The sequence below is a fragment of the Microbacterium sufflavum genome, assembly GCF_023101165.1.
In the GTDB taxonomy this organism is placed as follows: domain Bacteria; phylum Actinomycetota; class Actinomycetes; order Actinomycetales; family Microbacteriaceae; genus Microbacterium; species Microbacterium sufflavum.
Map to the genome: position 1 here is coordinate 1,878,658 of NZ_CP078076.1, position 25,178 is coordinate 1,903,835.

23 protein-coding genes are annotated in these 25,178 nt (G+C 69.4%); 18 read left to right on the plus strand and 5 right to left on the minus strand.

Features of this window, described 5'->3' with window-relative positions:
• Positions 1 to 23: 23 nt before the first annotated feature.
• The 3 genes from rplM to glmM are packed head-to-tail and all read left to right on the plus strand — an operon-like array spanning position 24 to position 2,355.
• Positions 24 to 470 carry a 50S ribosomal protein L13 gene (rplM, locus tag KV394_RS09230; RefSeq protein WP_247981293.1) on the plus strand — a complete coding sequence of 149 codons (447 nt, stop codon included), beginning with the start codon at positions 24 to 26 and terminating at the stop codon, positions 468 to 470.
• A gap of 26 nt (positions 471 to 496) precedes the next feature.
• Positions 497 to 982 (plus strand): 30S ribosomal protein S9, encoded by a 486-nt coding sequence (gene rpsI, locus KV394_RS09235; RefSeq protein WP_247981294.1) that lies wholly within the window; start codon positions 497 to 499, stop codon positions 980 to 982.
• Positions 983 to 996: 14 nt separating this feature from the next.
• Positions 997 to 2,355 carry a phosphoglucosamine mutase gene (gene glmM, locus KV394_RS09240; protein ID WP_247981295.1) on the plus strand — a complete coding sequence of 453 codons (1,359 nt, stop codon included), beginning with the start codon at positions 997 to 999 and terminating at the stop codon, positions 2,353 to 2,355.
• A 65-nt stretch (positions 2,356 to 2,420) separates the two neighbouring features.
• On the opposite strand, the gene KV394_RS09245 is transcribed toward glmM, so the two are convergent.
• Both KV394_RS09245 and KV394_RS09250 read right to left on the minus strand, forming a co-directional pair.
• On the minus strand, positions 2,421 to 3,935 hold the full coding sequence (locus KV394_RS09245) for a hypothetical protein (protein WP_247981296.1): 1,515 nt from the start codon (positions 3,933 to 3,935) through the stop codon (positions 2,421 to 2,423).
• Positions 3,866 to 4,711 (minus strand): glycosyltransferase family 2 protein, encoded by an 846-nt coding sequence (locus KV394_RS09250; RefSeq protein WP_247981297.1) that lies wholly within the window; start codon positions 4,709 to 4,711, stop codon positions 3,866 to 3,868. The genes KV394_RS09245 and KV394_RS09250 overlap by 70 nt, the downstream gene beginning before the upstream one ends.
• Between KV394_RS09250 and KV394_RS09255 the strand changes: the two genes are divergently transcribed.
• The 10 genes from KV394_RS09255 (at position 4,710) to KV394_RS09300 (ending at position 15,255) form a co-directional block, all read left to right on the plus strand.
• On the plus strand, positions 4,710 to 5,153 hold the full coding sequence (locus KV394_RS09255; protein WP_247638410.1) for a GtrA family protein: 444 nt from the start codon (positions 4,710 to 4,712) through the stop codon (positions 5,151 to 5,153). The genes KV394_RS09250 and KV394_RS09255 overlap by 2 nt on opposite strands.
• Positions 5,154 to 5,256: 103 nt before the next feature.
• Positions 5,257 to 7,089 carry a polysaccharide biosynthesis protein gene (locus KV394_RS09260; RefSeq protein ID WP_247981298.1) on the plus strand — a complete coding sequence of 611 codons (1,833 nt, stop codon included), beginning with the start codon at positions 5,257 to 5,259 and terminating at the stop codon, positions 7,087 to 7,089.
• Entirely contained in the window at positions 7,086 to 8,216 is a 1,131-nt protein-coding gene (locus KV394_RS09265; RefSeq protein WP_247981299.1) for a DegT/DnrJ/EryC1/StrS family aminotransferase, read from the plus strand. Before KV394_RS09260 ends, KV394_RS09265 begins: the two co-directional genes overlap by 4 nt.
• Positions 8,213 to 8,839, plus strand: coding sequence for a sugar transferase (locus KV394_RS09270; protein WP_247638413.1), 627 nt, complete (start codon positions 8,213 to 8,215; stop codon positions 8,837 to 8,839). The genes KV394_RS09265 and KV394_RS09270 overlap by 4 nt, the downstream gene beginning before the upstream one ends.
• On the plus strand, positions 8,836 to 9,486 hold the full coding sequence (locus KV394_RS09275) for a NeuD/PglB/VioB family sugar acetyltransferase (RefSeq protein ID WP_247638414.1): 651 nt from the start codon (positions 8,836 to 8,838) through the stop codon (positions 9,484 to 9,486). Before KV394_RS09270 ends, KV394_RS09275 begins: the two co-directional genes overlap by 4 nt.
• The gene (locus KV394_RS09280; RefSeq protein ID WP_247981300.1) at positions 9,483 to 10,715 is read left to right on the plus strand and encodes a glycosyltransferase family 4 protein; all 1,233 of its coding nucleotides are present in this window, start codon (positions 9,483 to 9,485) and stop codon (positions 10,713 to 10,715) included. Before KV394_RS09275 ends, KV394_RS09280 begins: the two co-directional genes overlap by 4 nt.
• Positions 10,712 to 11,764 carry an SDR family NAD(P)-dependent oxidoreductase gene (locus KV394_RS09285; protein WP_247638416.1) on the plus strand — a complete coding sequence of 351 codons (1,053 nt, stop codon included), beginning with the start codon at positions 10,712 to 10,714 and terminating at the stop codon, positions 11,762 to 11,764. The genes KV394_RS09280 and KV394_RS09285 overlap by 4 nt, the downstream gene beginning before the upstream one ends.
• On the plus strand, positions 11,761 to 12,855 hold the full coding sequence (locus KV394_RS09290; RefSeq protein ID WP_247638417.1) for a polysaccharide biosynthesis C-terminal domain-containing protein: 1,095 nt from the start codon (positions 11,761 to 11,763) through the stop codon (positions 12,853 to 12,855). The genes KV394_RS09285 and KV394_RS09290 overlap by 4 nt, the downstream gene beginning before the upstream one ends.
• A 2-nt stretch (positions 12,856 to 12,857) precedes the next feature.
• The gene (gene wecB / locus KV394_RS09295; RefSeq protein WP_247981301.1) at positions 12,858 to 13,985 is read left to right on the plus strand and encodes a non-hydrolyzing UDP-N-acetylglucosamine 2-epimerase; all 1,128 of its coding nucleotides are present in this window, start codon (positions 12,858 to 12,860) and stop codon (positions 13,983 to 13,985) included.
• A gap of 151 nt (positions 13,986 to 14,136) precedes the next feature.
• Positions 14,137 to 15,255: a glycosyltransferase family protein gene (locus tag KV394_RS09300; RefSeq protein ID WP_247981302.1), complete on the plus strand. Its 1,119-nt coding sequence runs from the start codon at positions 14,137 to 14,139 to the stop codon at positions 15,253 to 15,255.
• Here the strand turns inward: KV394_RS09300 and KV394_RS09305 are convergent.
• Positions 15,194 to 16,024 (minus strand): glycosyltransferase, encoded by an 831-nt coding sequence (locus KV394_RS09305; RefSeq protein ID WP_247638420.1) that lies wholly within the window; start codon positions 16,022 to 16,024, stop codon positions 15,194 to 15,196. The genes KV394_RS09300 and KV394_RS09305 overlap by 62 nt on opposite strands.
• A gap of 316 nt (positions 16,025 to 16,340) precedes the next feature.
• Here KV394_RS09305 and KV394_RS09310 point away from each other — a divergent pair, with 316 nt between their 5' ends.
• The 4 genes from KV394_RS09310 (at position 16,341) to KV394_RS09325 (ending at position 22,351) form a co-directional block, all read left to right on the plus strand.
• On the plus strand, positions 16,341 to 17,867 hold the full coding sequence (locus tag KV394_RS09310; protein WP_247981303.1) for a lipopolysaccharide biosynthesis protein: 1,527 nt from the start codon (positions 16,341 to 16,343) through the stop codon (positions 17,865 to 17,867).
• Positions 17,864 to 19,240, plus strand: a complete 1,377-nt coding sequence (locus KV394_RS09315) for an O-antigen ligase family protein (RefSeq protein WP_247638422.1) — start codon at positions 17,864 to 17,866, stop codon at positions 19,238 to 19,240. Before KV394_RS09310 ends, KV394_RS09315 begins: the two co-directional genes overlap by 4 nt.
• A gap of 263 nt (positions 19,241 to 19,503) precedes the next feature.
• On the plus strand, positions 19,504 to 20,430 hold the full coding sequence (locus tag KV394_RS09320; protein ID WP_247638423.1) for a nucleotidyltransferase family protein: 927 nt from the start codon (positions 19,504 to 19,506) through the stop codon (positions 20,428 to 20,430).
• A gap of 67 nt (positions 20,431 to 20,497) precedes the next feature.
• A complete protein-coding gene (locus tag KV394_RS09325; RefSeq protein WP_247981304.1) occupies positions 20,498 to 22,351 on the plus strand; it encodes a DUF4012 domain-containing protein in 1,854 nt (617 codons plus the stop codon).
• 3 nt (positions 22,352 to 22,354) lie between these two features.
• On the opposite strand, the gene lepB is transcribed toward KV394_RS09325, so the two are convergent.
• The gene (gene lepB / locus KV394_RS09330; protein WP_247981305.1) at positions 22,355 to 23,035 is read right to left on the minus strand and encodes a signal peptidase I; all 681 of its coding nucleotides are present in this window, start codon (positions 23,033 to 23,035) and stop codon (positions 22,355 to 22,357) included.
• Between the two features lie 47 nt (positions 23,036 to 23,082).
• Here lepB and KV394_RS09335 point away from each other — a divergent pair, with 47 nt between their 5' ends.
• The gene (locus tag KV394_RS09335; RefSeq protein ID WP_247981306.1) at positions 23,083 to 24,150 is read left to right on the plus strand and encodes a heparan-alpha-glucosaminide N-acetyltransferase domain-containing protein; all 1,068 of its coding nucleotides are present in this window, start codon (positions 23,083 to 23,085) and stop codon (positions 24,148 to 24,150) included.
• A 6-nt stretch (positions 24,151 to 24,156) separates the two neighbouring features.
• On the opposite strand, the gene KV394_RS09340 is transcribed toward KV394_RS09335, so the two are convergent.
• Complete coding sequence (locus KV394_RS09340) at positions 24,157 to 25,146, minus strand: MauE/DoxX family redox-associated membrane protein (RefSeq protein ID WP_247638427.1); 990 nt, start codon at positions 25,144 to 25,146, stop codon at positions 24,157 to 24,159.
• Between the last annotated feature and the right edge of the window lie 32 nt (positions 25,147 to 25,178).

Consider the following 25,178-nt stretch of genomic DNA (forward strand, 5'->3'; position numbering starts at 1 on the left):
TTCGACAAGAAAGCAGCACTATCGTGACGCGCACTTACACCCCCAAGGCTGGCGAAGTCCAGCGCGACTGGGTCGTCATCGACGCCACCGACGTCGTTCTCGGCCGCCTGGCCTCGCACGCGGCGACGCTCCTGCGTGGCAAGCACAAGCCGACCTTCGCCAACCACATCGACTCGGGTGACTTCGTCATCATCGTGAACGCCGACAAGGTCGCGCTCACCGGTCAGAAGCTCCAGAAGAAGATCGCCTACCGTCACTCGGGCTACCCGGGTGGTCTGAAGGCCGTCAACTACTCCGAGCTGCTCGAGAAGAACCCGGTCCGCGCCGTGGAGAAGGCCATCCGCGGCATGCTCCCGAAGAACAGCCTGGGCCGCCAGCAGCTGTCGAAGCTGAAGGTGTACGTCGGTGCCGAGCACCCGCACGCCGCGCAGCAGCCCCAGCCGTACACCCTCGACCAGGTCGCCCAGTAAGCGCCGTAACGACTAAGGACATACTCGTGGCTGACATCCAGGACACCACCGAAAACCTCCAGAACTTCTCGACGTCGACCCCCGAGACCGAGGCAGTCGAGGCGGCTCCCCGCCCCGTGCTCAGCGTCCCGGGCGCCGCTGTCGGCCGTCGCAAGCAGGCCATCGCCCGCGTGCGTCTGGTCCCCGGCTCGGGCGCCATCACGGTCAACGGCCGCACGCTCGAGGACTACTTCCCGAACAAGCTGCACCAGCAGCTGATCAACGACCCGTTCACCGCGCTGAACCTCGCCGGTGCCTACGACGTGATCGCCCGCATCTCGGGTGGTGGCGACTCCGGCCAGGCCGGCGCGCTGCGTCTCGGCATCGCTCGTGCCCTCAACGGCATCGACGCGGAGAACAACCGTCCGACCCTGAAGAAGGCCGGCTTCCTCTCGCGCGACGCTCGCGTCAAGGAGCGCAAGAAGGCCGGACTCAAGAAGGCCCGTAAGGCGCCTCAGTACTCGAAGCGTTAAGGTCCACTGCTCCGATGCCGATCTTTGGCACGGACGGCGTGCGAGGACTCGCCAATGGCATCCTCACCGCCGACCTGGCGCTCACCCTGGCCCAGGCGACTGCTGTCGTCCTGGGCCAGGGCCGTACGGCGGAGGCTCGCAAGGCCGAAGGCAAGCGACTCACCGCCGTGGTCGCCCGTGACCCCCGGGTCTCGGGGCACTTCCTCACCGCCGCCGTCTCCGCGGGCCTCGCGTCCTCCGGCGTCGACGTGCTCGAGGCCGGGGTCATCCCGACCCCCGCACTCGCGTTCCTCGTGGCCGACCGCGACGCCGACTTCGGCGTGATGATCTCGGCGTCGCACAACGCGGCGCCCGACAACGGCATCAAGATCTTCGCCCGCGGCGGCCGCAAGCTCCCCGACATCGTCGAGCAGCGCATCGAAGAGGCCATGCACGGCGAGAAGCTGCGCCCCACCGGCGCAGGCGTCGGTCGCATCGACCGCTTCTCCGACGCCGAAGACCGCTACGTCGTGCACCTGCTCGGCTCGCTGCCGCACCGCCTGGAGGGCATCCACGTGGTGCTCGACTGCGCGCACGGCGCCGCTTCCGGCGTATCGCCCGAGACGTTCCGCGACGCAGGGGCCGAGGTGACCGTCATCGGCGCCGACCCCGACGGCTGGAACATCAATGACGGCGTCGGCTCCACGCACCTCGAGAACCTCGCTGAGGCCGTGGTGCGGCTCGGCGCCGACGTGGGCATCGCGCACGACGGGGACGCCGACCGGTGCCTCGCGGTCGACGCGAACGGCACCATCGTCGACGGCGACCAGATCATGGCGATCCTCGCGCTGTCGATGAAGGAGCGCGGCGTCCTCACCGACGACACGCTCGTCGCCACGGTCATGAGCAACCTCGGCCTGCACGTCGCGATGCGCGAGCACGGCGTGACCGTGCGCCAGACCGCGGTCGGCGACCGCTACGTGCTCGAGGACATGAACGAGGGCGGCTACGCGCTCGGCGGCGAGCAGTCCGGCCACGTGATCATGAGCGAGTTCGCCACCACCGGCGACGGCCTGCTCACGGGTCTGCACCTGGTGTCCGAGATGGCGCGACAGGGGAAGTCCCTCGCCGAGCTCGCCTCCGTGATGACGGTCTACCCGCAGGTGCTGATCAACGTGCGCGACGTCGACAAGGATCGTGTCGCCGACGACGAGGTCGTGCAGCAGGCGGTGCGCGACGTCGAAGCCGAGCTGGGCGACACCGGGCGCGTGCTGCTGCGCAAGTCCGGGACGGAGCCGCTGGTGCGCGTGATGGTCGAGGCGGCCGACGCCGAGTCGGTGCGCACCTACGCGGAACGTCTCGCCGGGGTGGTCCAGGAGCGCCTGGCGCTCTGACGCACGTCGCAGACAGAACGGCCGGTCGCTGCTCCAGCGGCCGGCCGTTCTGCATGCCGCGGACGCTACGGCGCGGCGCAGATGCGGAAGTAGCCGCTGTCGGCGAGCGTCTCGGTCGTGCAGGTGCCACCGGTCAGTCGGGGCACGTCGCTCATCGACGGGGCGTCGGACAGGCCGAGGTGCGCTCCCGTGAGCACGATCGGGGCGACGGCGGCTCCCCACGGCTCCGCAGCGAGCCACTCCACGTCGTTCTCGGCGACCCAGTCGGCGAGCGGGGCGACGGCGGCGCGCTGGCTCTGCAAGGTCACGTCGCGCGGAGTGAAGGACGAGATGACGTGCGCGGTCGCGCCGCCGGCGACCGTGGCCGCGAGCACGGCAGCGGCCACGATGCCGGTCACGCGCAGCCCGCCGCGACGCGGGAGCCCCCGCACGGCCCACACCGCGGATGCGGCGATGATCGGGAAGAACGCGAAGACGCCAGGGGCGGGGTGCCGCACCCAGAGGGGCAGGCGTGCGGCGGTCGCCCACCAGCCGACGAACGCGAGCGCGCCCACGAGGGCGGCGAGCGTGGAGGCGATGACGAGGCGGTCGGCGTCGGAGGCGGAACGCCAGCGGCGCACGACGCCGACGACGGCCAGCGTGATCGCGATCACGGCGGCGACCACGGCGAGCACCGCGGGGATCGACCACGAGTCGGCGAGCGTGCCCAGCTTCTGCAGCACCGTGGTGGTGGCGTCCTGCCCACCGCTGCGCACGAAGCGGATCATCGCGCGCAGATGCTCGACGAAACCGGACGGCCCGAGCGACACCAGTGCGGTCAGCTCCACCAGCAGGGTCGGCACCCCCACCATCAGCAGCGGCAGCCACGACCGTCGCAGCGTGTCGAGGATGCGGCCCCAGCCGCGCCCGTCCGCCAGCACCCACAGCGCCACGGCGAAGGCGGGAAGCACCAGCAGAGCGATCAGCTTCGCCTGCACGGCGAGCCCGACCAGCAGCCCGGCGAGCCAGGCGCGCCGCGGCAGCACCACGAGCGCCCACACCACGAGCGCGGCCGCGGGGATCTCGCCGAGCAGATCGGCCGGACCCTGGATGGGGGACACCCCGGCGCTCGCCGTGAACGCGAGGGCCACTGCGACGGCGAGCAGGGCCGCCCAGCGTCCGCCGATGCGGCGGCCCAGCACGGCGAGTCCGGCGAGCAGCAGCACCCAGAAGGCGAGGGGGACGAGGCGTCCGGCGAGCACGGGGTCCATGCCCGTCGCGAGCAGCGCGGCCACCGGCAGCAGCACGACCGGGCCCGTGGAGATCCGCGGGTCGAAGGGGGTGATGACCGATCCGGAGAGGGCGCCGTCGCTCGCATAGCCGAGGCCCGCGATGAGGTTGCGCGGCACGGTCAGGTTGAACGCCTCGTCCTCCCAGAAGCGCCACACCGTGAGGCTGTGCCAGGCGACGACGACGTGCCCGATCAGCAGGACGGCCGCCGCCGCCCAGAACAGGACCGTGCGGGTGCGCGTCATCGCGCGACGGGCTCCGGGCGGCGGATCCGCCGCAGCGGCGCGGACGGCCGCAACGACAGCTGCCATGCCTCACCCAGCGCGGAGCGCACGAACAGACGCAGCCGCTTCGGGGGGAGGGCGACGCCGGCGCCGCGCCCCCACATGGTGCCGGTGGTCGACACTCCGCGGCGCGGGATGCTCGCGACGCGCAGGTAGCGCACCACGAATCCGGCGCGCGCCTCTGCCAGCGAGAAGTGCACGTGCGGCACGGAGGCGTCGGTCGGCACGGCATCGATCAGAGTGCGCAGCGCCTCCGGGCGATATGCCCGAAGGGGGGTGTTCACATCGGGGACGCGTCGACCGGCGGCCGACGCGATCAGCACCCCCACCGCCCCGGTGAGAACCTTGCGGTACCAGGGGTCGGTGCGGCCGTCGCGCACGCCGTGCACGACGTCGGCATCCTCCGAGATGAGCGCGCCGATCAGACGGGGGAAGTCGCTGCCGTGGAACTGGCCGTCGCCGTCGACGTGCACGAGGGCGTCGGGGTCGGCTGCGAGACCCGCGCGATAGGCGGCCAGCGCGGTCGGGCCGTGGCCGCGGTTCAGCGGCTGCACCTCCACCGTGACGTCGTCGACGTCGTCGAACACCGCGGCCGTCCCGTCGGTCGAGCGGTCGTCGGCGACATGGAACGAGACGACGTCGGCCAGCGATGCGACCGAGGCGCGGATCTCGTCGACGAAGCCCCGGATGCCCTCTGCCTCGTTGTAGGCGGGCATGACGATGGCGAGATGGCGGAGAGTCACGGAGTCCTCGGGTGGGGTGGCGGGGCGCGGGGAGATCTGGAAGTAGCCTAGTTGAGCCATGAATCCTCCCTCACGACTGCGTCGGCTCGCCGGCGTCGGCAGCCGCTTCCTCGTCGTCGGAGCGTTGAGCACCCTGATCGAGGTCGGCGTCTTCAACCTTCTCGTGTACGTGTGGGGATGGGATGTCGTCACCGCGAAGATCGTCGCCTCGCTCGTGGCGCTCGTGAACGCGTACATCGGCAACAGGGAGTGGACCTTCCGGCACCGCGACCGTCGAGGACGCACGTCCGAGGTGCTGCTGTTCCTCGCCACGAACGCCGTCTGCACGGCGTTGGGCGCCGCGCTGGTGTGGGTGGGGGTGGAGATCGCCGGTGCGCTTCTCGGCCGCACTCCCGGCGCGATCGCGGTGAACGCGGTCAACCTCACCAGCATCGTGATCGTCGTGCTGCTGCGCTTCGTGCTCTATCACGGCATCGTCTTCCGCGTGACGAAGAAGGACTGACCCGCGCCGAGGGGTGCCGGGCGGTATGCCAGGATTGGATCGTTCACTCGGACGGCGGCGGGGAGACCGGCGTCCGGGGTGTCGAAGGAGGCAGGCTCGGGGGATGACGGAACCAAACGCGGTATCGGTCGCGCAGAAGCGCCGCCGACTTCTCGCCGCGATCGTCGATGCAGGGGCGTGGATCGTCGGCATCGTCGTGGCGGTGGTGCTGCGGTTCGAGTTCGAGCCGACCCTGCGCGGCTGGGCGTCGATGGCGATCCTCGCCCTCGTGGCCGGTGCCGCGCAGATCGTGGTCGGTTACTACCTGCGCTTCTATCGCGGACGCTTCACATACGGGTCCTTCGAAGAGGTGCGCAGCCTCGCTGCGGCGGTGAGCATCCAGGCGTTCGTCCTCGCCGTGATCGTGATCATCCTCGGCCCGTTCATCGGTCTGCCGCGAGGCACCGTGATCCTCGCCTTCCCGTTCGTGCTGCTGCTGATGTTCGGCGTGCGCTACGTCGCGCGCCTGGTGCTGGAGCGCTCCCGCAAGCCCGGTGAGGAGGCGGAGCCCGCCCTCGTGGTCGGCGCCGGCTACGTGGGCGACACGCTGCTGCACAACATCACCACCGATCCCGCGTCGCCCATCCGGCCGCTGGGACTGCTCGACGACGACCCGGCCAAGCGCCACCTGCGTCTGCGGGGAGTGCCCGTGCTCGGGCCCACCGATCAGATCGCCGCGGTAGCGGCCCGCACGGGTGCGACCGTCCTGGTGATCGCGATCGGCCGCGCCGACGCCGTCCTGCTGCGACGCCTCACCGACGAGGCCGAGGCCGCGGGGCTGCGCGTGGTGGTCACGCCGACGCTGAGCAGCATGGTCAGTGGCGAGGAATCGCCGGGCGACGTGCGCGACATCAGCATCGAGGACCTGATCGGCCGCCACCCCGTCGACACGAACGTGGAACTGATCGCGGGCTATGTCACCGGGCGGCGCGTGCTCGTGACCGGCGCGGGTGGTTCCATCGGCTCCGAGCTGTGCCGGCAACTCGCCAAGTTCGGCCCCCGCGAGCTCATCATGCTCGATCGCGACGAGACCGGACTGCAGATGGCACAGCTGGGCACAGCGGGTCACGGGCTGCTCGACACGAACGACGTCGTGCTCGCCGACATCCGCGACACGGTCACGCTCACCGAGCTGCTGCGCCAGCGTCGGCCGGAGGTGATCTTCCACGCCGCGGCGCTGAAGCACCTGCCCATGCTGGAGCAGTACCCCGACGAAGCCTGGAAGACCAACGTGCTCGGCACGCTCAACGTGCTGACCGCCGCGCGCGAGGCCGGCGTCGACACCTTCGTCAACATCTCCACCGACAAGGCGGCCAACCCCACCAGCGTGCTCGGGCACTCCAAGCGCGTCGCGGAGAAGCTCACCGCGTGGGCCGGCGAGGAGACCGGGATGCGGTACCTCTCGGTGCGGTTCGGCAACGTCATCGGCAGCCGCGGGTCGATGCTGCCCACGTTCCGTTCCCTGATCGACGCGGGCGGGCCCATCACGGTCACCCACCCCGACGTGACGCGCTACTTCATGACGATCCCTGAGGCATGCCAGTTGGTGATCCAGGCGGGCGCCATCGGGCGTCCCGGCGAGATCCTCATCCTCGACATGGGCGAGCCCGTGCGCATCCTCGACGTCGCCAAGCGCATGATCGCGATGTCGGGAAAGAGCATCGAGATCGTGTTCACGGGCCTACGGCACGGCGAGAAGCTGCATGAGGAACTCGTGGGCGTGCGGGAGAACCTCGAGCGTCCCTTCCACCCGCAGGTCGCACATACGCGCGCAGACGTCATCTCGCCCGATCGACTGGACAAGGACGGGTGGCTCGCGCGCATGTCAGCCAGCCCGCGCAACAACGACACCGTGATCATTGAGCCGGTGCGGATAGGGGAGGGTGCGGCCGAATGACCGGACGCGTGCACATGTCGTCGCCGGATGTCGGCGAGGCGGAGGAGCAGGCGGTCGTGGCCGCGATGCGATCCGGGTGGATCGCCCCTCTCGGCCCCGATGTCGACGCCTTCGAGGCCGAGCTGGCCGAACGGGTGGGTGTCGCGCACGGCGTCGCTCTGAGCTCGGGGACGGCGGCGCTGCACCTGGCACTGCTGGGACTCGGCGTGCAGGCACGCGACGTCGTCGTCACGTCGACCATGACGTTCGCCGCGACCACCAACGCGATCGTGTACACCGGCGCCGAGCCCTACTTCGTCGACGCCGACCGCGCCACCGGCAACATGAATCCTGCCCTGCTGCGGGAGGCCCTGCAGAGGCTGCACGCGGCGGGCGAGCGGGTCGCGGCGATCGTGCCGGTCGACCTGCTCGGCAAGGCCGTCGACTACACCGCGATCCTGGCCGTCGCCGACGAGTACGGGGTGCCGGTGATCGCCGACGCGGCCGAGTCGCTCGGCGCCACCCATGCCGGCCGCGCGGCCGGCAGCTTCGGTCGGGCGTCGATCGTGTCGTTCAACGGCAACAAGATCATGACCACGTCGGGTGGCGGCATGCTGCTCACCGACGATGCCGAGCTCGCCGGGCGCACCAGGTACCTGGCCACGCAGGCCCGCCAGCCGGTGGTGCACTACGAGCACGTCCACATCGGCTACAACTACCGCATGAGCAACCTGCTGGCCGCGCTCGGCCGGGCCCAGCTGCGTCGTCTCGACGAGATGATCGGTCGTCGCCGCGAGATGCGCACCCTCTACACGCAGCTGTTCGCCGATGTGGACGGCGTGGAGGTCTTCGGAGCCGAGGGCGACGAGCACGACAACGTCTGGCTCACCTCGATCCTCGTGGACCCCGCCGTGACCGGGTGGACGCCCGCCGACCTGTCGGCCGCGCTCACCGACCATGACATCGAGAGTCGCCCGCTGTGGAAGCCCATGCACCTGCAGCCCGTGTTCGCGGGCAGCCGTGGTGTGATCGACGGCGCCTCCGAAGAGCTGTTCACCCGCGGACTCACGCTGCCCAGTGGGTCGGCGCTCACGGGAGAGCAGCGCGACCGCGTCTTCGGCTCGATCCGCAGCTTCCTCGCCCGATGAGTGTGCGCGCACGTCCGTACGACGCCGTCAAGCGCGGGCTGGATGTCGTGGCGTCGGCCGCGGGGTTGGTGCTGCTCGCTCCCGTCATCGCGGTCGTCGCCCTGGTCGTCGCCGTACGCCTCGGCCGCCCCGTGCTGTTCACGCAGCCGCGGCCGGGTAAGGATGGTCGAGTGTTCACGCTGTACAAGTTCCGCTCCATGCGCGCGGTCGACGAGACCCGTGGCTGGGTGACCGACGCCGATCGGTTGACGGCGTTCGGCGCCCTCCTGCGTTCCACGAGCCTCGACGAGCTGCCCAGCCTGTGGAACGTGCTCAAGGGCGACATGAGCGTGGTGGGACCGCGGCCGCTGCTCGTGGAGTATCTGGAGCGGTACACGCCGCAGCAGGCGCGGCGGCACGAGGTGCGGCCCGGCATCACCGGGCTCGCCCAGGTGAAGGGACGCAACGCCGTCGACTGGGAGCGCCGCTTCGCGTACGACGTCGCCTACGTCGACCGGCGCAGTGTCGGACTCGACCTGCGCATCCTGGTGGCGACTGTGCGCTCCGTGGCGGTCCGCGAAGGCGTGAGCGCCGAGGGTGAGGCGACGATGTCGCGCTTCGAGGGATCGGACGGCGAGCGATGACCGGTGTGGTCGTGATCGGTGCCGGTGGGTTCGGCCGTGAGATCCTCGACGTGCTCCGTGATCAGGGCCGGGTGATCCACGGCGTCGTCGATGACGCGCTCACCGCGGCCAACGCGCAACGACTGCAGTCCCAGGGCGTCCGTTATCTGGGATCCACGGAGCGCTTCCTCCGTGACCACGAGCCGGCGGGTGTCGAATACCTGATCGGGATCGGAGACGGCGCTGTTCGGCAGCGCATCGATCATCGGCTCACCCGAGCGGGTCACGTCGCCGGGCGGGTGTCGCATTCGGCGGCGTCGTGGGGCTTTGGCGTCGATCTCGGACCGGGCGCCGTCGTCTGCGCCGGCGTGCGTCTCACCACGAACATCTCGACGGGACGCCACGTGCACCTGAACGTGAACGCGACGATCGGTCACGATGTGCGGCTGGACGACTACGTGTCGGTGAATCCCGGTGCGGCGGTCTCCGGCTCGGTCGCGATCGGCGAGCGCACCCTCGTCGGCGCGAACGCCTTCATCCTGCAGGGGATCAGGATCGGCGAAGACAGCATCGTCGGCGCCTCCGCCTCCGTGCTCCGGAAGGTTGCGTCCAGGACGACCGTCGTCGGCAACCCCGCTCGCGTGCTCGCCCGCAGGGAAGCACCATGACGAGCGAAGGTGCCATGCGGATCCTGGTGGTCACCCAGTACTTCCCGCCGGAGACAGCACCGATCCCGGCGGACCTCGCCAGAGGGCTCGCCGAACGAGGACACACGGTCCGCGTGCTCACCGGATTCCCGAACTACCCGGCAGGGCGGATCTTCCCCGGCTATCGGCAGCGGTGGCGGCACAGGGAGAATATCGACGGCGTGGTGGTGCACCGGGTCCCGCTGTTCGCGGACCACTCGCAGAGCGCCGTGAAGCGCATGCTGAACTACGCCTCGTTCGCACTGAGCTCCGCGACGGCACGCCGGCTGTCGCGCGGCGCGGACGTGATCTACGTCTACGCCACGCAGATGACGGCGGGCTTCGGACCGTGGCTCTGGCGGGTGACGGGCGGTCGCCCGTACGTGCTGCATGTGCAGGATCTGTGGCCCGACTCGATCATCGGCTCGTCCATGATGGCGGGCGGCCCGAAGGAGCGTGTCGTCTCGGGCGCTCTGGGTCCCTGGCTGCGGAGCGCCTACCGCCGGGCGGGCGCGGTGATCGGCATCGCGCCGACGATGGTCTCCACCCTCGTGTCCCGCGGTGTGCCGGCGGAGCGTGCTCACCTCGTCTACAACTGGGCGGATGCCGGGGCACCGGTCCCTTCCGTGCTGCCCGCCGCCGAAGAGCCGCGTGCCGAGGTGCTGTACGCCGGCAATGTCGGTGACATGCAGGACCTCGAGACCGCCGTGCGAGCGGCGCACGCCGCCGCCGACTCCGGGGTCGCGCTCACCATCGTCGGCGACGGTGTCGCCAAGCCCGAGTTGCAGGCGCTCGCCGCGGAACTCGGAGCGGACAACGTGCGCTTCGGGGATCCCGTGCCGCGCGAGCGTATGCCGGATCTCTACGCCCGTGCCGACTACGCCCTGGTCTCGCTCAAGGACATACCGGTGTTCCGGGGCACGATCCCCTCCAAGCTGCAGGCCGTGCTCGCCGCCGGCGTGCCCGTGATCACCACGGTTCAGGGCGACGTGCGCGCGCTCGTCGACGACGCCGAGGTGGGACTCACGGCCGACGCCGAGAGCGTGGACGGGCTGGCGGACGCGTTCCGGACCGCGGCAGCGCTGCCGCCGAGCGAGCGTGTCGGCATGGCCCGGCGCGGTCGCGAACTGTACGACACCCGTTTCTCGCGGGAGTCGGGAATCTCCATGATCGAACAGCTGCTGTCGGCGGCTGCGAAGGGAACACGATGAGCGAGTCCTACGACGGTGCACGGGTACTGGTCACCGGAGGCACCGGTTCCTTCGGGCACACCGTTGCGCGCAAGCTGCTCGAGCGCGACGTGTCCGAGATCCGCATCTTCAGCAGGGACGAGGCCAAGCAGGACCTCATGCGTCACGAGATCAAGGACTCGCGGCTGCGATTCTACGTGGGCGACGTGCGCGACTACGACAGCGTCGAGCGGGCGACCCGCGACGTCGACTTCATCTTCCACGCGGCCGCGCTGAAGCAGGTCCCGTCGTGTGAGTTCTTCCCGATGGAAGCGGTGCGCACGAACGTGCACGGCAGCGAGAACGTCGTTCGCGCCGCCGACCGCAACGGGGTCTCGTCGGTGGTGGCCCTCAGCACCGACAAGGCCGTCTATCCGGTGAACGCCATGGGCATGTCGAAGGCGCTGATGGAGAAGGTCGCGCAGTCTCACGGCCTCAACAACCCGAACACGGCGACGACGGTGTCGTGCGTGCGGTACGGCAACGTCATGTACTCGCGCGGTTCGGTGATCCCGTTGTTCATCCGTCAGATCAAGTCGGGCGGCGACATCACGGTCACCAACCCCGACATGACGCGTTTCATGATGTCGCTCGCGCACTCGGTCGATCTGGTGGAGTTCGCCTTCCGCAACGCCCATCAGGGGGACCTGTTCGTGCGCAAGGCCAAGGCGACGTCGATCGGCACGCTCGCTCAGGCGGTGCTGAACCTGTTCCGCTCCGACGCGAAGGTCGAGGTGATCGGCACCCGGCATGCGGAGAAGCTGTCGGAGGCCCTCGCCACCCGCGAGGAGCTGTCGCGGGCCCGCGACATGGGCGACTACTTCCGTGTCGTGGCCGACAACCGGGACCTGAACTACAGCGTCTACTTCGAAGAGGGTGACGTGACGCAGAGCCGCTTCGAGGACTATGACTCGCACACCGTGGATCAGATGGCGGTCAGCGAGGTAGAGGAGCTGCTGCTCACCCTGCCCGAGGTCCGCGCCGAGCTGCGCGCTGCCGGGCTGCCGGAGTCCCGCACGGAGCAGGCATGACCCGCGTCGCCGTCACGGGCGCGCGCGGCTTCCTGGGCTGGCACCTCCGGGCCGCTCTGCAGGAGGCGGGGGCGACCGCGGAGGCCATCGCGCTGGGGGCCGCGTTCGACGCGACCGCCGCGACGGCCGCCGTGGACGGCGCCGACCGCGTGATCCACGTCGCCGGCGTGAATCGCGCGACCGACGAGGAGATCGCCGACGGCAACGTCGGATTCGCGGGACAGCTGGCGTCGGCCCTGCGGGCGGCGGGCGATCCCCCACCCGTGGTCGTCTACGCGAACTCCATCCAGGCCGGGAACGGCTCGGTCTACGGGGAGGCGAAGGCGCGCGCCGCCGAGATCCTGGCCGGGGCGGCGCGGGACATCGGAGCGGAATTCGTCGACGTGCACCTCCCGAACCTGTTTGGCGAGCACGGGCGTCCCTTCTACAACGCCGTCACCGCCACGTTCAGCCACCTGATCGCGAACGGGGAGAGTCCCACCGTCGAGAACGACAAGGAGCTCACCCTGCTGCACGCGCAGAACGCCGCCGACGTTCTTCTCGGCGCGGTGCCGGTCCCCGTGATGGAGGGGCTGCAACGCGTGGAGACGGTATCGGGAGTTCTCGCACGCTTGCAGGGGTATGCGGAACTCTACGGCCGGGGGGAGATCCCGAGCGTGGCCGACGACTTCGATCGCGACCTCTTCAACACCTACCGTTCGTACACGTTCCCCACGCAGTCGCCGATCGGCCTGACGAGGCACGCCGATTCTCGTGGATCGTTCTTCGAGATCATCCGCTCGCACGGCGGTCCCGGCCAATCGTCATTCTCCACGACCGTGCCCGGCGTGACCCGGGGCGATCATTTCCACCGTCGCAAGATCGAGCGCTTCACGGTGCTGCAGGGGCGGGCCCGCATCTCGCTGCGCCGCCTGTACTCTGAAGAGGTCGTGTCGTTCGACGTGTCCGGCGACGCTCCCGGTGCGGTCGACATGCCGACGATGTGGGCGCACAACATCACCAACATCGGCGACGACGTGCTCTACACCTCGTTCTGGACGAACGACATCTTCGACCCTGCCAACCCCGACACGATTGCCGAGGCAGTGTGACTATGGCCGACAAGCTCAAGGTGATGACGGTGGTCGGGACCCGCCCCGAGATCATCCGACTCTCCGCCACGATCAAGCTGCTCGACGAGCACACCGATCAGGTGCTCGTGCACACGGGGCAGAACTACGACTACGAGCTCAACGAGGTCTTCTTCGAAGACCTCGGACTCCGTCGTCCTGACCACTTCCTCGAGGCCGACACATCATCGCTCGGTGCAGCACTCGGTTCCATCCTCACGAAGACGGAGCAGGTCCTGCGCGCCGAGCAGCCGGATGCGTTCCTCGTGCTCGGCGACACCAACAGCTGCATCTCGGCGGTCATCGCCAAGCGGCTGAAGGTCCCGGTGTTCCACATGGAGGCCGGAAACCGCTCCTTCGACGAGAACGTGCCGGAGGAGACCAACCGCCGCCTGGTCGACCACGTCGCCGACTACAACCTCGTCTACACCGAGCACGCGCGGCGCAACCTGCTCGCGGAGGGGCTGCATCCCTCGCGCATCCTGCTGACCGGCTCGCCCATGCGCGAGGTGCTGGCGCAGAACAGGGAGCAGATCGACGCGAGCGACGCGGTGTCGCGTGCGGGCCTCACGCCAGGGGAGTACTTCCTCGTGAGCCTGCATCGGGAAGAGAATGTCGACAATCCTGACCGTCTGCGCTCGGCGATCGCGGCGCTGCAGACTCTCCGCGCCGAGTACGCGCTGCCGATCCTCGTCTCGACCCACCCGCGCACGCGAAAGCGCATCGAGGCGCTCGACGACTCCGCAGCGACGGACGGCATCACCTTCCATCCGCCGTTCGGCTTCCACGACTACGTGAAGCTGCAACAGGACGCGAAGCTCGTGCTCTCCGACAGCGGCACGATCAGCGAGGAGTCGAGCGTGCTCGGCTTCCCGGCGGTGACCGTGCGCGACTTCATCGAGCGGCCGGAGGCCCTCGATGCGGGAGCGATCATCACGACCGGTCTCACGCCGGAGGGCGTCGTCCGCGCCGTCAGGGCGCGGCTGAGCATTCCCGCCGACCTCGCCTCCCTTCCGGCCGGCTACGAGATCGACAACACGGCCTGGCGCGCCACCGCGTTCCTCCTCTCCACGGCATACTCGCACCGCGCGCGGCTGGGGCTGCATGTCTGAGAGCGCGCAGCAGAACGCGGAGTCGGATCGAATCGTCCGCACGAGCGCCTGGGAGCTTTCCGTCCCGCGAACCGTCGGCGACGCCTCCCCGCTCCTCGTCGTGCCGACGGTCCATCCGAGAGGTGACCGTCGCATCATCCGGTGCGCACAGGTGGCACTCGATGCGGGCTTTCGCGTGCACTTCGTCTGGCTGGGGGAGGGCACGCCGTCGGCCGACGCCGCCGTCTCCGAGACGGTGCTTCCCTCTCCGCGCAATGCGCGCGAGCGGATCGGGATGGTGAACGGAGTCGCCCGAGAGGCGGCAGCACGGCTCGCGGATGCCTGGCACATCCACGACTACTACTTCCTGCGGGCGGCGAAGCGCTGGCAGCGGCACTCGGGAAGGGCCGTGCTGTACGACGTCCACGAGTATTACGCGGACTATTACGCGGGTAAACTCCCGGTGCCTGCGGTGGTGCAGAGGGGCGTCGCGTGGATGCTGGAGCGGTATCAGGTGCGCTCGGCGAAACGACTGGGAGCAGCGAACGTCGTCACGGAGAAGATGGCCGGGCCGTTCCGCGAAGCGGGGGTTGCGGTTTCCGTGTCTCCGAACTTTCCGCTGCTGACGCAGTTCGAGTCCCTTCCCTCGCGTCCGTTCGAGGATCGTCGATGGTCCGTGCTGCACATCGGGACGCTGAGTCGCGGGTACGGGACGGAACTGCTCGTCCGTCTGGCGGCGCGATCCGCGGAGCGCGACCTCCCGTTCACGTTCCACGTGCTGGCCCGGTATCCGTCGGTCGAGCACCAGGCGGATTTCGAGGGACTGCTCTCCGAGGCATCGAACCCGCCGAACGTCGAGGTGCTCCCGAGCCGTCCTTCCCACGAGATGCCGGCGCTGCTTTCGAGGATGGGGTTCGGGCTGTCCTTGCTCATGCCGGACGGTCAGAACGAGACGGCCGTGCCGAGCAAGAACTATGAGCACGTGATGGCGGGACTCGTCAACGTGGTGACGACGCGGAGAGCGCAGAGAGAGTTCTCCCGCGAGCACGCCGTGATGGTGGACGGAGATCCCGAATCGTGCGACGACATGCTCGATGCGATGCTGCGCTTGGCCGAGGACGCTGAGGCGACGGATGCTGCGCTCCGCGAGAAGGCGGCGGCGGCCAAGGAGACGTTCACGTGGGAGCGTGGTGTCGCGCCGGGGCTGGCGGCGCAGCTTCGCGGACTGCTCACCTCGTCGTCCGAGGCTCGCCTCCGAAGCTCTGCTCGCCACCATGGACGAAGGCGCTGAGTACGCGAGCCGCTTCTCGTCCGTCGTGCCAGCGCCGCACGTACTCCGGACCGCGCTGTGCCACCCGGATCGCTGAGTCCGGGTCGTCGAGGATGTCTTCCATCGCGACCCGGAACGTCTGCGGATCGGCGTCGATCATGGGCGGGCGATCTCGGGCGGTCTCCCGGTGGGCGGAGATGTTCGCGACGACGACGCGACCGGCCGCCAGCGCCTCGATGCCGGTGACGCCGTAGGTTCCCGTCTGCAGCTGATCGACGACGATGTCCGCCGATCTTATGAGAGCGGCCATGTCGCTGCGGCGGACCACGGCAGGGCGGACGAGTTCGATCCTTCCGGCGCGCGCCAGGTCTTCGAGCACGGGAAGGATGTACGCGGAACCCTTCGCATTGCCGCCGCCCGATCCACGGTGGAGGACGCGCGGGGTGGTGGACTGCATCGCCGGGAATGAGCCTCTCCAGCTCTCCGCGTCGACGCTGATGGGGAGCAGGGTCGACCCCGGCACATGGGCGAGGAGGTCCGGCGTCGTCACGAACACGGGGACCCCGAGGTCCGCGACCTCGCGTCGGTTGCGCGCCGTGCGCTCCTCCGTCGTTCGCACCCACTCGGGGTCGGCGTCGAAGAAATAGCTGGCTTCGTCGAGCTCCTTCGCGAGCGCAGGCCCTCGCGCTTCCGACCCGTGGAACACGACGCCCAGCCGGCGGTCTCCGTAGAAGCCGGCGGCCACTTCGAAAGCGAACGACGCATGGTGCGGGTCCATGGCGAAGGGCATGTTCCCCTCGTTCAGCACGTGCGTCACCGGACGCAGGGCGAGGTGGAGTGCGGCCCGCCTCATGGCCAGGGGTGCGAGTCGGTGGTGGGGGAGTGCTCGTCGTGCTCTCGAGGTGACCTTGGTCTGGGGCCGCAGCAGCCGACTCACGCGACCATCGTGTGCGAAGGATGTCGCGGGGGTGCCGGAGTCCTGCACTGCCCGTGCCCATATGGTCGCCTGACTTGCCGCGTTCATCGGACCGATCCCGAGAGACGCCGGTTCCCGCTCAGTGGGCTGGGTCTGTGCGGGCACGCGCCTAGCCTATTATGAGACAGGTGTGTGGACGGTGGCCGCCACCGAGCCGTCGTCCAATCCGCCGTCGGACGACGAGGCAGGGGGAGCGGTGCGCAGTCGGGTGAGCTACCTCGGGCGAGCCGACCACGATCTGGGAACCAAAAGCGCTCTCGCGATCGTCACCAAGGTGTCTCCCGGCCTCGCGACGCTGACGACCAATCTGCTGGTCGGGCGCCTCGGTGGAGCACATCTTCTGGGATTGACGCAGACCGCCATCTCGACGGCCGCGCTCACCTCGCTCGCATACCCCGGTCCGGCAGCTTCGGCCGCGAGCCGCTTCGTCGCGGCGTCGGTCGCTGCGGGCGACCCGGAGAAGGCCCGCGTGGTCGCGAGTTACCTCGCGCGCCGCGTCGTCTTCGCGATCGTGTGCCTCATCGGGCTGGTCATCGGCAGCTCCTTCCTGGCGGGCGTGGACAACACCACGGTCGTGGTCGTGTCGTCCGTTATGACCGCGGGTCTGTCCGCCCGCATCTTCGTCGAGGGTCTGCATTTCGGTGGAGGGGAGGGGCGCCGACTCGCTGTCGGCAGCCTCGCCGTGGCGGCCGCGGGAACCGCAGGCTCCGCGATCCTGCTGCTCCTCGGGAACCGCACTCCCTGGGTGATCGTCCCCGTCGCCGTCGCCAATGTGATCTTCGCCGTCGTGACCTGGCCGCCCCGAGCTTCCGGCGTGTTGAAGCGGGGCGAGCGTCGCGCCATCCGTCACTTCATGATCATCGCGGCCTTCGGAACTCTTGCCAGCTCTGGATTCGTGCAGCTGACGACCATCGTCGCGAACGCCTCGGGAGGAGCCTCCTTCGCCGGCGAGTACGCGGCCGCACTCACGCTGACGACGCCGCTCGCCATTCTCGCGACGGCTATCAGCGCGACGCTGTTCCCGGCGTTGTCGGCGATGCACGCGGGATCCACGGCCGACGTCGTGCGTCACCGCGTCACAGAGGCGTCGAGCATCCTCACCTGGCTCATCGCCACGGCCGTGTGCACGATGATCATCCTGGCGGTGCCGCTCGTCGAGTTCGTCTGGGGATCCCCATACTCGAACACCTGGTGGATCCTGCAGTTCCTCCTCATCGGCACGCTGGCCACGACCGTGGCGGTGCCGTCGGTGACCGCCCTGACCTCCAGCTCGAATAAGGGGATGCTGATCTCCGCCGGTACCAGTTTCTTCGGCGCCCTGATCGGGGCGATCACCTGGCTGGTGTTGATCCCCACGGCCGGAGAACGGGGGGTGATGATCGGTTGCGTCGTCGCCACCGTCCTCACCGGCCTCCTGCCCTATGTGATCGTGTGGAGGCACTATCGCATGCGTTGGGCCCGGTCGACCATCGAGGTGGTGGGCATCGTGGCACTCAGCATCGGACTCGGGGTGCTCGCTCGGGAAGGGCTCTGGAACGGCTTCCTCGCTCCCGTGCTGGCTCTCGCCGTGATCGTGGCGTGGACGGTGATCCGGTACCGTGACGTACGTCGCGCGTGGACCGTCATCGGTCCTCGGCTGAAGAGGAAGAAGACATGACCGCAGAGCGAATCGCGCGCACCGGGCCGATTCCGGGTTGGGAACGGGACAGCGGTTCCGACCGGGCTTCCGGGGCCCTCACCCGGCTGGCACACGTGATCGTCTTCGCTCTTCCGATCCTGGCGGCGTTCGGGCCGTTCATCCCCGGGGTCGGATCGCTCTTCGCCTTCCGCGCGGCCGCGCTGCTTCTCCTCGTGCTGGCGGTGCTCGGTCGGAAGTCGACGGTACGGTCGGCGGCTCGTCAGTCGACCGTGGTGCTGGCCGCCGTGTGGATGTTCGTGACGGCCATGTCGCTCCTGGCCGTCGGACCCGCCGCCGAATCATGGGGAGAGCTGCTCTCCCTGATCTCGGGAATCGCGGCGCTGCTCGCGCTTTCGCTCCTCCCGTCGCCCGGCCGTGCGCTGACGCTCTTCCTGCGCGGCTGGCTCGTGGGATACATCGTGATCTCCGCGCTGGCCGTGGCCGAGATGATCACCGGAAGCTCGATCAGCGCATCGCTGGCTCAGGGACGGACGATCGACGGGTGGGGACTCACCGTCGTGTTCTTCAACCCGAACAACTACGCGACCTATTTGCTGTACTCGTTCCTGGCGCTCTTCGCGCTCTGGGCGCGGGTGCGCACGAAGGCCGCGAAGGTCCTCTGCTTCCTTGCTCTCGCATCGGTGCCGGTGCTGATGACCTTCACCAACAGCCGCACGGGGGTGTGGACGGCGGCGGCGTTCATCGTCGTGAGCATCCTCCTTTACCTCCGCACGAGAAGGCTGCTGCGATTCGCCCTGGTGATCGTGACGGTGCTGGCCGCGGTGCTCGTGCTCGACCGTGTCGAAGAGAACCCGATCGTGGAGCTCGCGGACTACATCGGCAACGCGGGGTACAGCATCGACGTGCTCGGTTTTCAGATGGCCGTCGACTCATCCACATATGTCCGGTGGGAACTGGTCCTCGCGGGTCTCGCCCTGTTCGCGCTCCGCCCTCTGCTCGGATGGGGGCCGGGAGCGTTCGAGGGCGCCGTGGTCTCGAACGGGATGGACACCCGGACGCTGGGGGTCATCAGCCCGCACAACGGCTTCATCGAAGTGCTCGCGCAATACGGCATCTTCGTCTTCGCCGTCTTCGTGTTCTGGCTCGGGCGGATGCTGGTCGTCGGGATCCGTCAGCGCAAGGACCCGGACAGGGTCGTCTCTGCGGGGGGAATCGTCCTTCTCATCGGCATCGCTTCCCTCCCCGTCGTGTTGACCATGCACAGCTCCACGCTCGACCCGTCCACCACCTGGGTGTTCTTCGGTCTCCTGCTTCTCATCGCGCGCGCGGCCGAGGACCGCGCGCCGCTGGAACGCTCGCTGAGCAGCGGCAACGAAGGCGGCGGCTCATGACGCCACGGGGGACGCCCTCGGAGAACCGTCGTCGGCGAGAGGTCCCGGATCAGGGCGACCGCCCGACCTCCTGGACGGTGGCCGGACAGGGAGCGCTGGATCTCACAGGGACCGAGCTCGCGGCCGACGGGTACGAGATCGTGGTGACGCCGGCGACGCCGGCGATGCCGGTCCTCCTGTTCGGGGAGGGGGCGGAGGTATGGCGGCTCCTGGAACGAGGCGCCCTCGCCGATCGTGACCTCGACCACGCGCAGCGGGAGGTCGTGGTGCAGCTGCAGGAGATGGGTCTCGCCGCGGGGGCGGGGACGTCCTCCAGCGCTCCGCTCACGCTCAGCGAGCCGTGGTTGGACTCCGTCTTCCACGAGCTCGTCTACGCCCTCGTCGCTCGGGTCGCCGAGGAGAACGACATTCCGCTCTTGTTCATCAAGGGGCCGACGCTGCACGCGCAAGGGCTCCGCAGCCGCAAGCACTCCGGCGATGTGGACTGCTGGGTCCGACCAGGCGACGACCTGCGGCTTGCGCGGGCGATGCGCGAATGGGGCTGGACCCCGCTGATGCTGCCCTTCACCGGTACGACGGTGACGCATTCGCTCACCCTCGTCGCCGGTGAATGGGGCTGCGCGATCGACGTCCACACGTCCTTCCCTGGGATGCGCCTCGCACCCGGGGAAGCGCTGCAGTTCCTTCTCGACGGCGCCGAGCACCGCTCCTACGCGGGAGTGTCGGCGCAAACGCCATCCCTCGCCGCACACGCCGTGCTGTCCGCATTGCACGACATGCGTCCCTTCGAGGGCGCGCCGCCGTCGGCTCATGCCGTCGCATCCGCGACCGCGGTGCTCGCCACCGCCGGCGATGCGGTGTTCGACGTGATCGACCGACTGGATGCCGGTTATGTCCTGCGGGAACCGCTGGAGCGCGCCTTCGGCGCACAGGCGCGACGCTTCGAATCGGCCCTCCCGCCGAAGGACTGGGAGATGAGGTTCGAGCGCACGTCATCGGCGAGGAACTTCAAGGCGCTGAAGTTCGTTCCTCTGCGGATGCGCTTGCGCGCGCTCGTCCGGCTGGTCTGGCCGACGGCCGAGACGACGAGGATAGCCCTGTCGCGCCCCCAAGCATCGAACGCGGAGGTCTTCGCCGCGCGGATCCGTCGGGTCGGAACCAGTGCGAGGAAGCTGCTCGACGGCCGCTGACTCCCCCCGTCGGGGCGGCCCCCGGCAGGGCGGGGAATTCCCATCCGAGTGCGATTGAATAGGGGGGATGTCCTCCTCGCACCAGACCAGAGCCACCCTGCGCGCAGACGCCGCCGCCCGCGAATCGAAGCGTCGATCTCGTCGGACGATCCTGTGGATCATCGTCGCCGTCGTGGTCCTTCTCGTCGTGGTTGTCGTGGCCTTCGCCGCGGTAGCCGCATCGAAGGCGCTATCCGTTCGCGACTCGCTCACGCCCGCCGTGCCCATCGCGAGCGGTCTTCCGGCGAAGGTGGTCTCGGGCGACGCGGCCGGCGCCGCGGACGACGCCGCGGCGCTGCAGGAACTGTCCGCCCGCGCCGTGGCGCAGACCGAGGGGTTCGACTGGCGGATCGCGGAGTGGATCCCCGTGGTCGGACAGAATCTCTCCGCAGTGCGTACGGCGGCCGAGAGCGTCGACGATGTGGCGGAATTCGCGGCGGCATCGATCGCGGGGCTGGACCTCGCCGCCTTCCGGCCGGTCGGCGGGGCCGTGGACCTGGCGGCGGTGCATCGTCTGGAGGGGATCGTCTCCGAAGGTGCGACGGTCTTCGCTCGGGTCAACGACCGCATCGACGGCACGGACCGCACGTTCCTGCTGCCGCAGGTCTCGCAGGCTCTCGGTACGCTCGACGACGCCGTCTCGGGCGTCGACGAGAGCCTCGGAACGCTCGCGCCGATCCTCAAGGCGCTTCCCGCGGCCCTCGGCGAGGGTACTCCGCGCACCTACCTCCTCATGTTCCAGGGCAACTCGGAGTTGCGTGCGCAGGGTGGCAACCCCGCGGCCCTCGCCCTGGTCACGGCCACGGAAGGGCGGATCGAGCTGACGACGCAAGCCACCAGTGTCCAGTTCGCGAACGCGCGGGAAGAGAGCATCGCTCCGCTCGACGCCGAGACCGAGGGGCTCTACACCGACATCATCGGGCGGTGGATCCCCAACATGACGGCGACGCCTGACTTCCCGACCACCGTGGAGATCATGCGGGCGTGGTGGGCCGACGAAGGACTGCCTCCGTTCGATGACGTGATCTCCACCGACCCCATCGCGCTCAGCTACATCCTCAACGCCACCGGTCCGATCCCGCTCGCCACGGGGGAGATCCTCACGAGCGAGAACGCCGTCTCCCTCCTGCTCAACGAGGTCTACTTCAAGTACGGCGAGTATGGCCCGGGTGTCGTCGATGCCTCCGCCCAGGATCTGTTCTTCGCTTCGGCGGCGGCTCAGGTCTTCGCGACGATCACCTCGGGGTTGAACAATCCGGTCGGTTTCCTCGACGCGCTGCGACGTGCGGGTGAGGAAGGTCGAATGACGATCTGGTCATCCGACCCGGAGATCGAGGGACTCACGGCGGGCACGAAGGTGGCGGGTGTCCTGCCCGCGAGCAACGGCGCAGGGACGATCGCGGGCGTGTACTTCAACGACACGACCGGAGCGAAGACCGACTACTACGCCGACGCGAACATCGTCTCCACGACGGATCAGTGCACGGCGACCGGCGCGCCGACGTTCCGACAGACGATCACCTTCGCGAACAACATCACCCCGGCGGAGGCGAGCAACCTCCCCGCATTCATCACCGGCCCTCATTTCGAGCCCGGCTACATCGCCACCGATGTGGTGGTGTACGCACCTCCCGGAGTGGGCATCGAGTCGTGGAACGTCGAAGGGGCAGAGAGCTTCACACTCATGGCCGAGGGCACGCATCTCGGTCGCTCGGTCGTGCGCATCAACGTGGTCACGCCGCCGCAGACGGCCGCCGTCATCACGGTCGACATGAAGGGGGCGGAGGGATCGTCGGGCGCGGACTACGGACCCTACGACGTATGGACGACGCCCATGGTGCGCGAGACCCCGGTCACGATCGACGCTCCGGGCTGTGGCTGACGCCTACGGCCCACCCCATCGGTTGATCGGCCACAGGATGGGCCCGGCTTTGCCGAACACCTCGTCCCGCATCATCCAGCGCGCACAGCCATCGTCGGCGTCCGGGTCTCCCCGGCACGGGTAGACGGAGTCCGCGGAGTTCGTACGGTTGTCACCGAGTACGAGGTAGGAGTCGTCGGGCACGGTCAGAGCGGGGAAGCATCGCGCTGACGTAGGGGTGCTCGTGCAGTCGAGGTCGCCGGCGACGAAGGGGAGATCCTGCACGACGTAGGGTTCGTCGAGCGGCACGCCGTCGACGAGCACCGAGCCGTCCGCGTCGCAGCACTCGACGGTCTGGCCGGGGCCCGCGATCACGCGCTTGACGAGCACGTACGGCCGCAGCCCCGTCGTCTCGCCGATCGCGTTCAGACCAGCGGCCAGCGCATTCCCACTGGCCGCTGGACGTTCCCAGTCATCACCGGGCCGGAACACCACGATGTCGCCGGGCGCGGGGTCGGCGGCCAGGTAGGCGAGCCGGTTCACGATGAGGCGGTCGCCGGGCTGCAGGGTCGGAGCCATCGAGCTCGAGGACGGCTGCCCGACGAAGGCGATGACGATCAGCGCGAGCGTCAGGGCGAGCGCCGCGTGGAACCACACACTCCGGAAGAAGCGTCGGCGCGGCCGCTGATGCTCGGTCGTCGTCATCGTCTCTCCGGTCGCGCTGTCGGGGTCACACCCAATAGTGTCAGGGAATGGGTCGTGAAGCCGAGGTCGACGTGGAGCCCGCCGCGACCTCAGCCACCTGGGACGGGGCCGCACGGCTCGTCATCCCCGACGTGCTGCGGGGGGTGGCGATCGTGGCCATGCTCGTAGCGCACGCGTCGGCTTTCGTGCCCGTGAAGCCCGCCGCCGCCGGCTTCCTCACCGGGAACCTCAGCGAGATGGCGTCGCCGCTCTTCGCCCTGGTCATGGGTATGTCGGCGCAGCTCGTCTGGAACCGCGGACCGCGCGTCCCCGTCACCCTCCTGCAGCAGACGATCAGAGGGCTGTTCCTGATCGCGCTCGGAGTGTGGATGGCGTCCTGGGGCTCGTGGGTGGCGATCGTGCTGGGGCATCTCGGCGTCCTGCTCATCGTCGGCGCGCCGTTGCTCCTCGCGCGCACGCCGTGGGTCATCGGGGTCGCCGCTGTGGTGCTCGTAGTCGGTGACCCGCTCGTGCGACTGGCCCGCGGATGGGCATGGGCGTACACCGCGCCGAGCCCGCTCCACGACCTGCTGGACTGGGTGGTCATGAGCCCCAACTATCGGCTCGTGAACCTCCTGCCGTTCTTCCTGGTCGGCGGGCTCATGATCCGGCACGGCCTGCGTCGCGATCGCCTGCTGGCGGTGATCGCGTGCCTCGCGCCTTCCGCATATGCCGTGTGGGGCATCACCGAGTATCTCGATCTGTTGCGCGCGCAGTCCGGCGACTACACCGACACGCTCCGCGACGTCGGGCTGGTACTCGCCACGTACGTGGTGGTGGTGCTCGCCGCGACGGCGCGCGGGGGCGCGGGGCGTCTCTGGAGCACGGTGTTCGTGCCGTTCGTGGCGTGCGGGCAGGTGGCGCTGTCGTTGTACCTGCTGCACGTGGGCCTGATCGCCCTGTGGAACAACGCCTACGGTCGTCCGCTCGAGAACGTCTGGCTCGGGTGGCTCGTGATCGTGCCCGGCATGGTGCTCATCGGTTGGCTGTGGTGGCGCTTCGTGGGCACCGGACCGGTCGAGTGGGTCATGGGCTGGATCACGGGGCGCCGCAAGCCGTTGCTGCGTTCCCGCTGATCCGCATCACGACGGTTGATCGGCGAGCGCGAGCAGGCTGCGGATCAGCTCGTCGACCTCGTCGGTGCCGACCGCGAGCGGACCCGCCTGCGCGCCGTCGGTGCCGATGAGGGCGGCGACCGGCGTGGCACGACCCGTGCCGAGGATCGTCGAGAGCGAGCCGCCCACGTCCACCGCGAAGCGCGTCGTGCGGGGGAGCGCATGCGCCGGCTGAAGGGCCCCGGACGCGTTCGACACGCGCTGGACCGCGTACACGTCCACAAGCGCGCTCAGCGGGCCTTCTGCGGCGCCCAGGGAGGCCAGGACGTCGGCGCAGGCGCGACAGCCGGGTGACACGAACACGAGAAGCCGTGCGCGGGCCGTCGCGGCGAGCAGATCGATCACTTCATCGGAGGCCGGCAGCAGCACGGCGCCGGCACCGCGCGCCGGGGGCGCCGTCACGGGCGCATCGCCCCTCGATGCCCGCACGATGGCCGCGGTGCCTGCGGCGATCAGCAGACCGGCACCGAGGGCGCCGATGGCGATGCCGACGGCCGGCCGGCCGCCCGCGAGGGCTGCCGGCAGCCCGAGCGGTGCGCCGCCCGCCGCGGCGACCGCAGCCGCCACGACGAGAGCCGCCGCCACGACGACCAGCACGATGTTGCGTGCGATGAGGCGCGGCCCGATCGCGGCGGGCATCCAGTCGCCGAAGCACCCGCAGTCGTCCGTCGCCCCGAGGCGATGCGCGCGGATCGTCACGAGGAGCAGGCCGGCCGTGAGGGCGAGCGCTGCCGCGCTCGCCGCGACGAACATCCAGCCCGACGTCGCCAGGAGCGCGACGGCCACGAGCGCTTCGGCGGTGATCAGGAGCGCGGCGGCGATCTGAGGACGCCGCACCCGGATCTGCAGCGCCGAGAATGCGCCGAGGCCGCGATCGGAGGCACGCAGCTTGCCGATCGCGCTCGCGGCGAACACGGCGGCGAGGAACACCGCCAGGGGCAGGACGAACGCGGTCATGACCTCATCTTCCCGGATCACCAGAGCGGCCG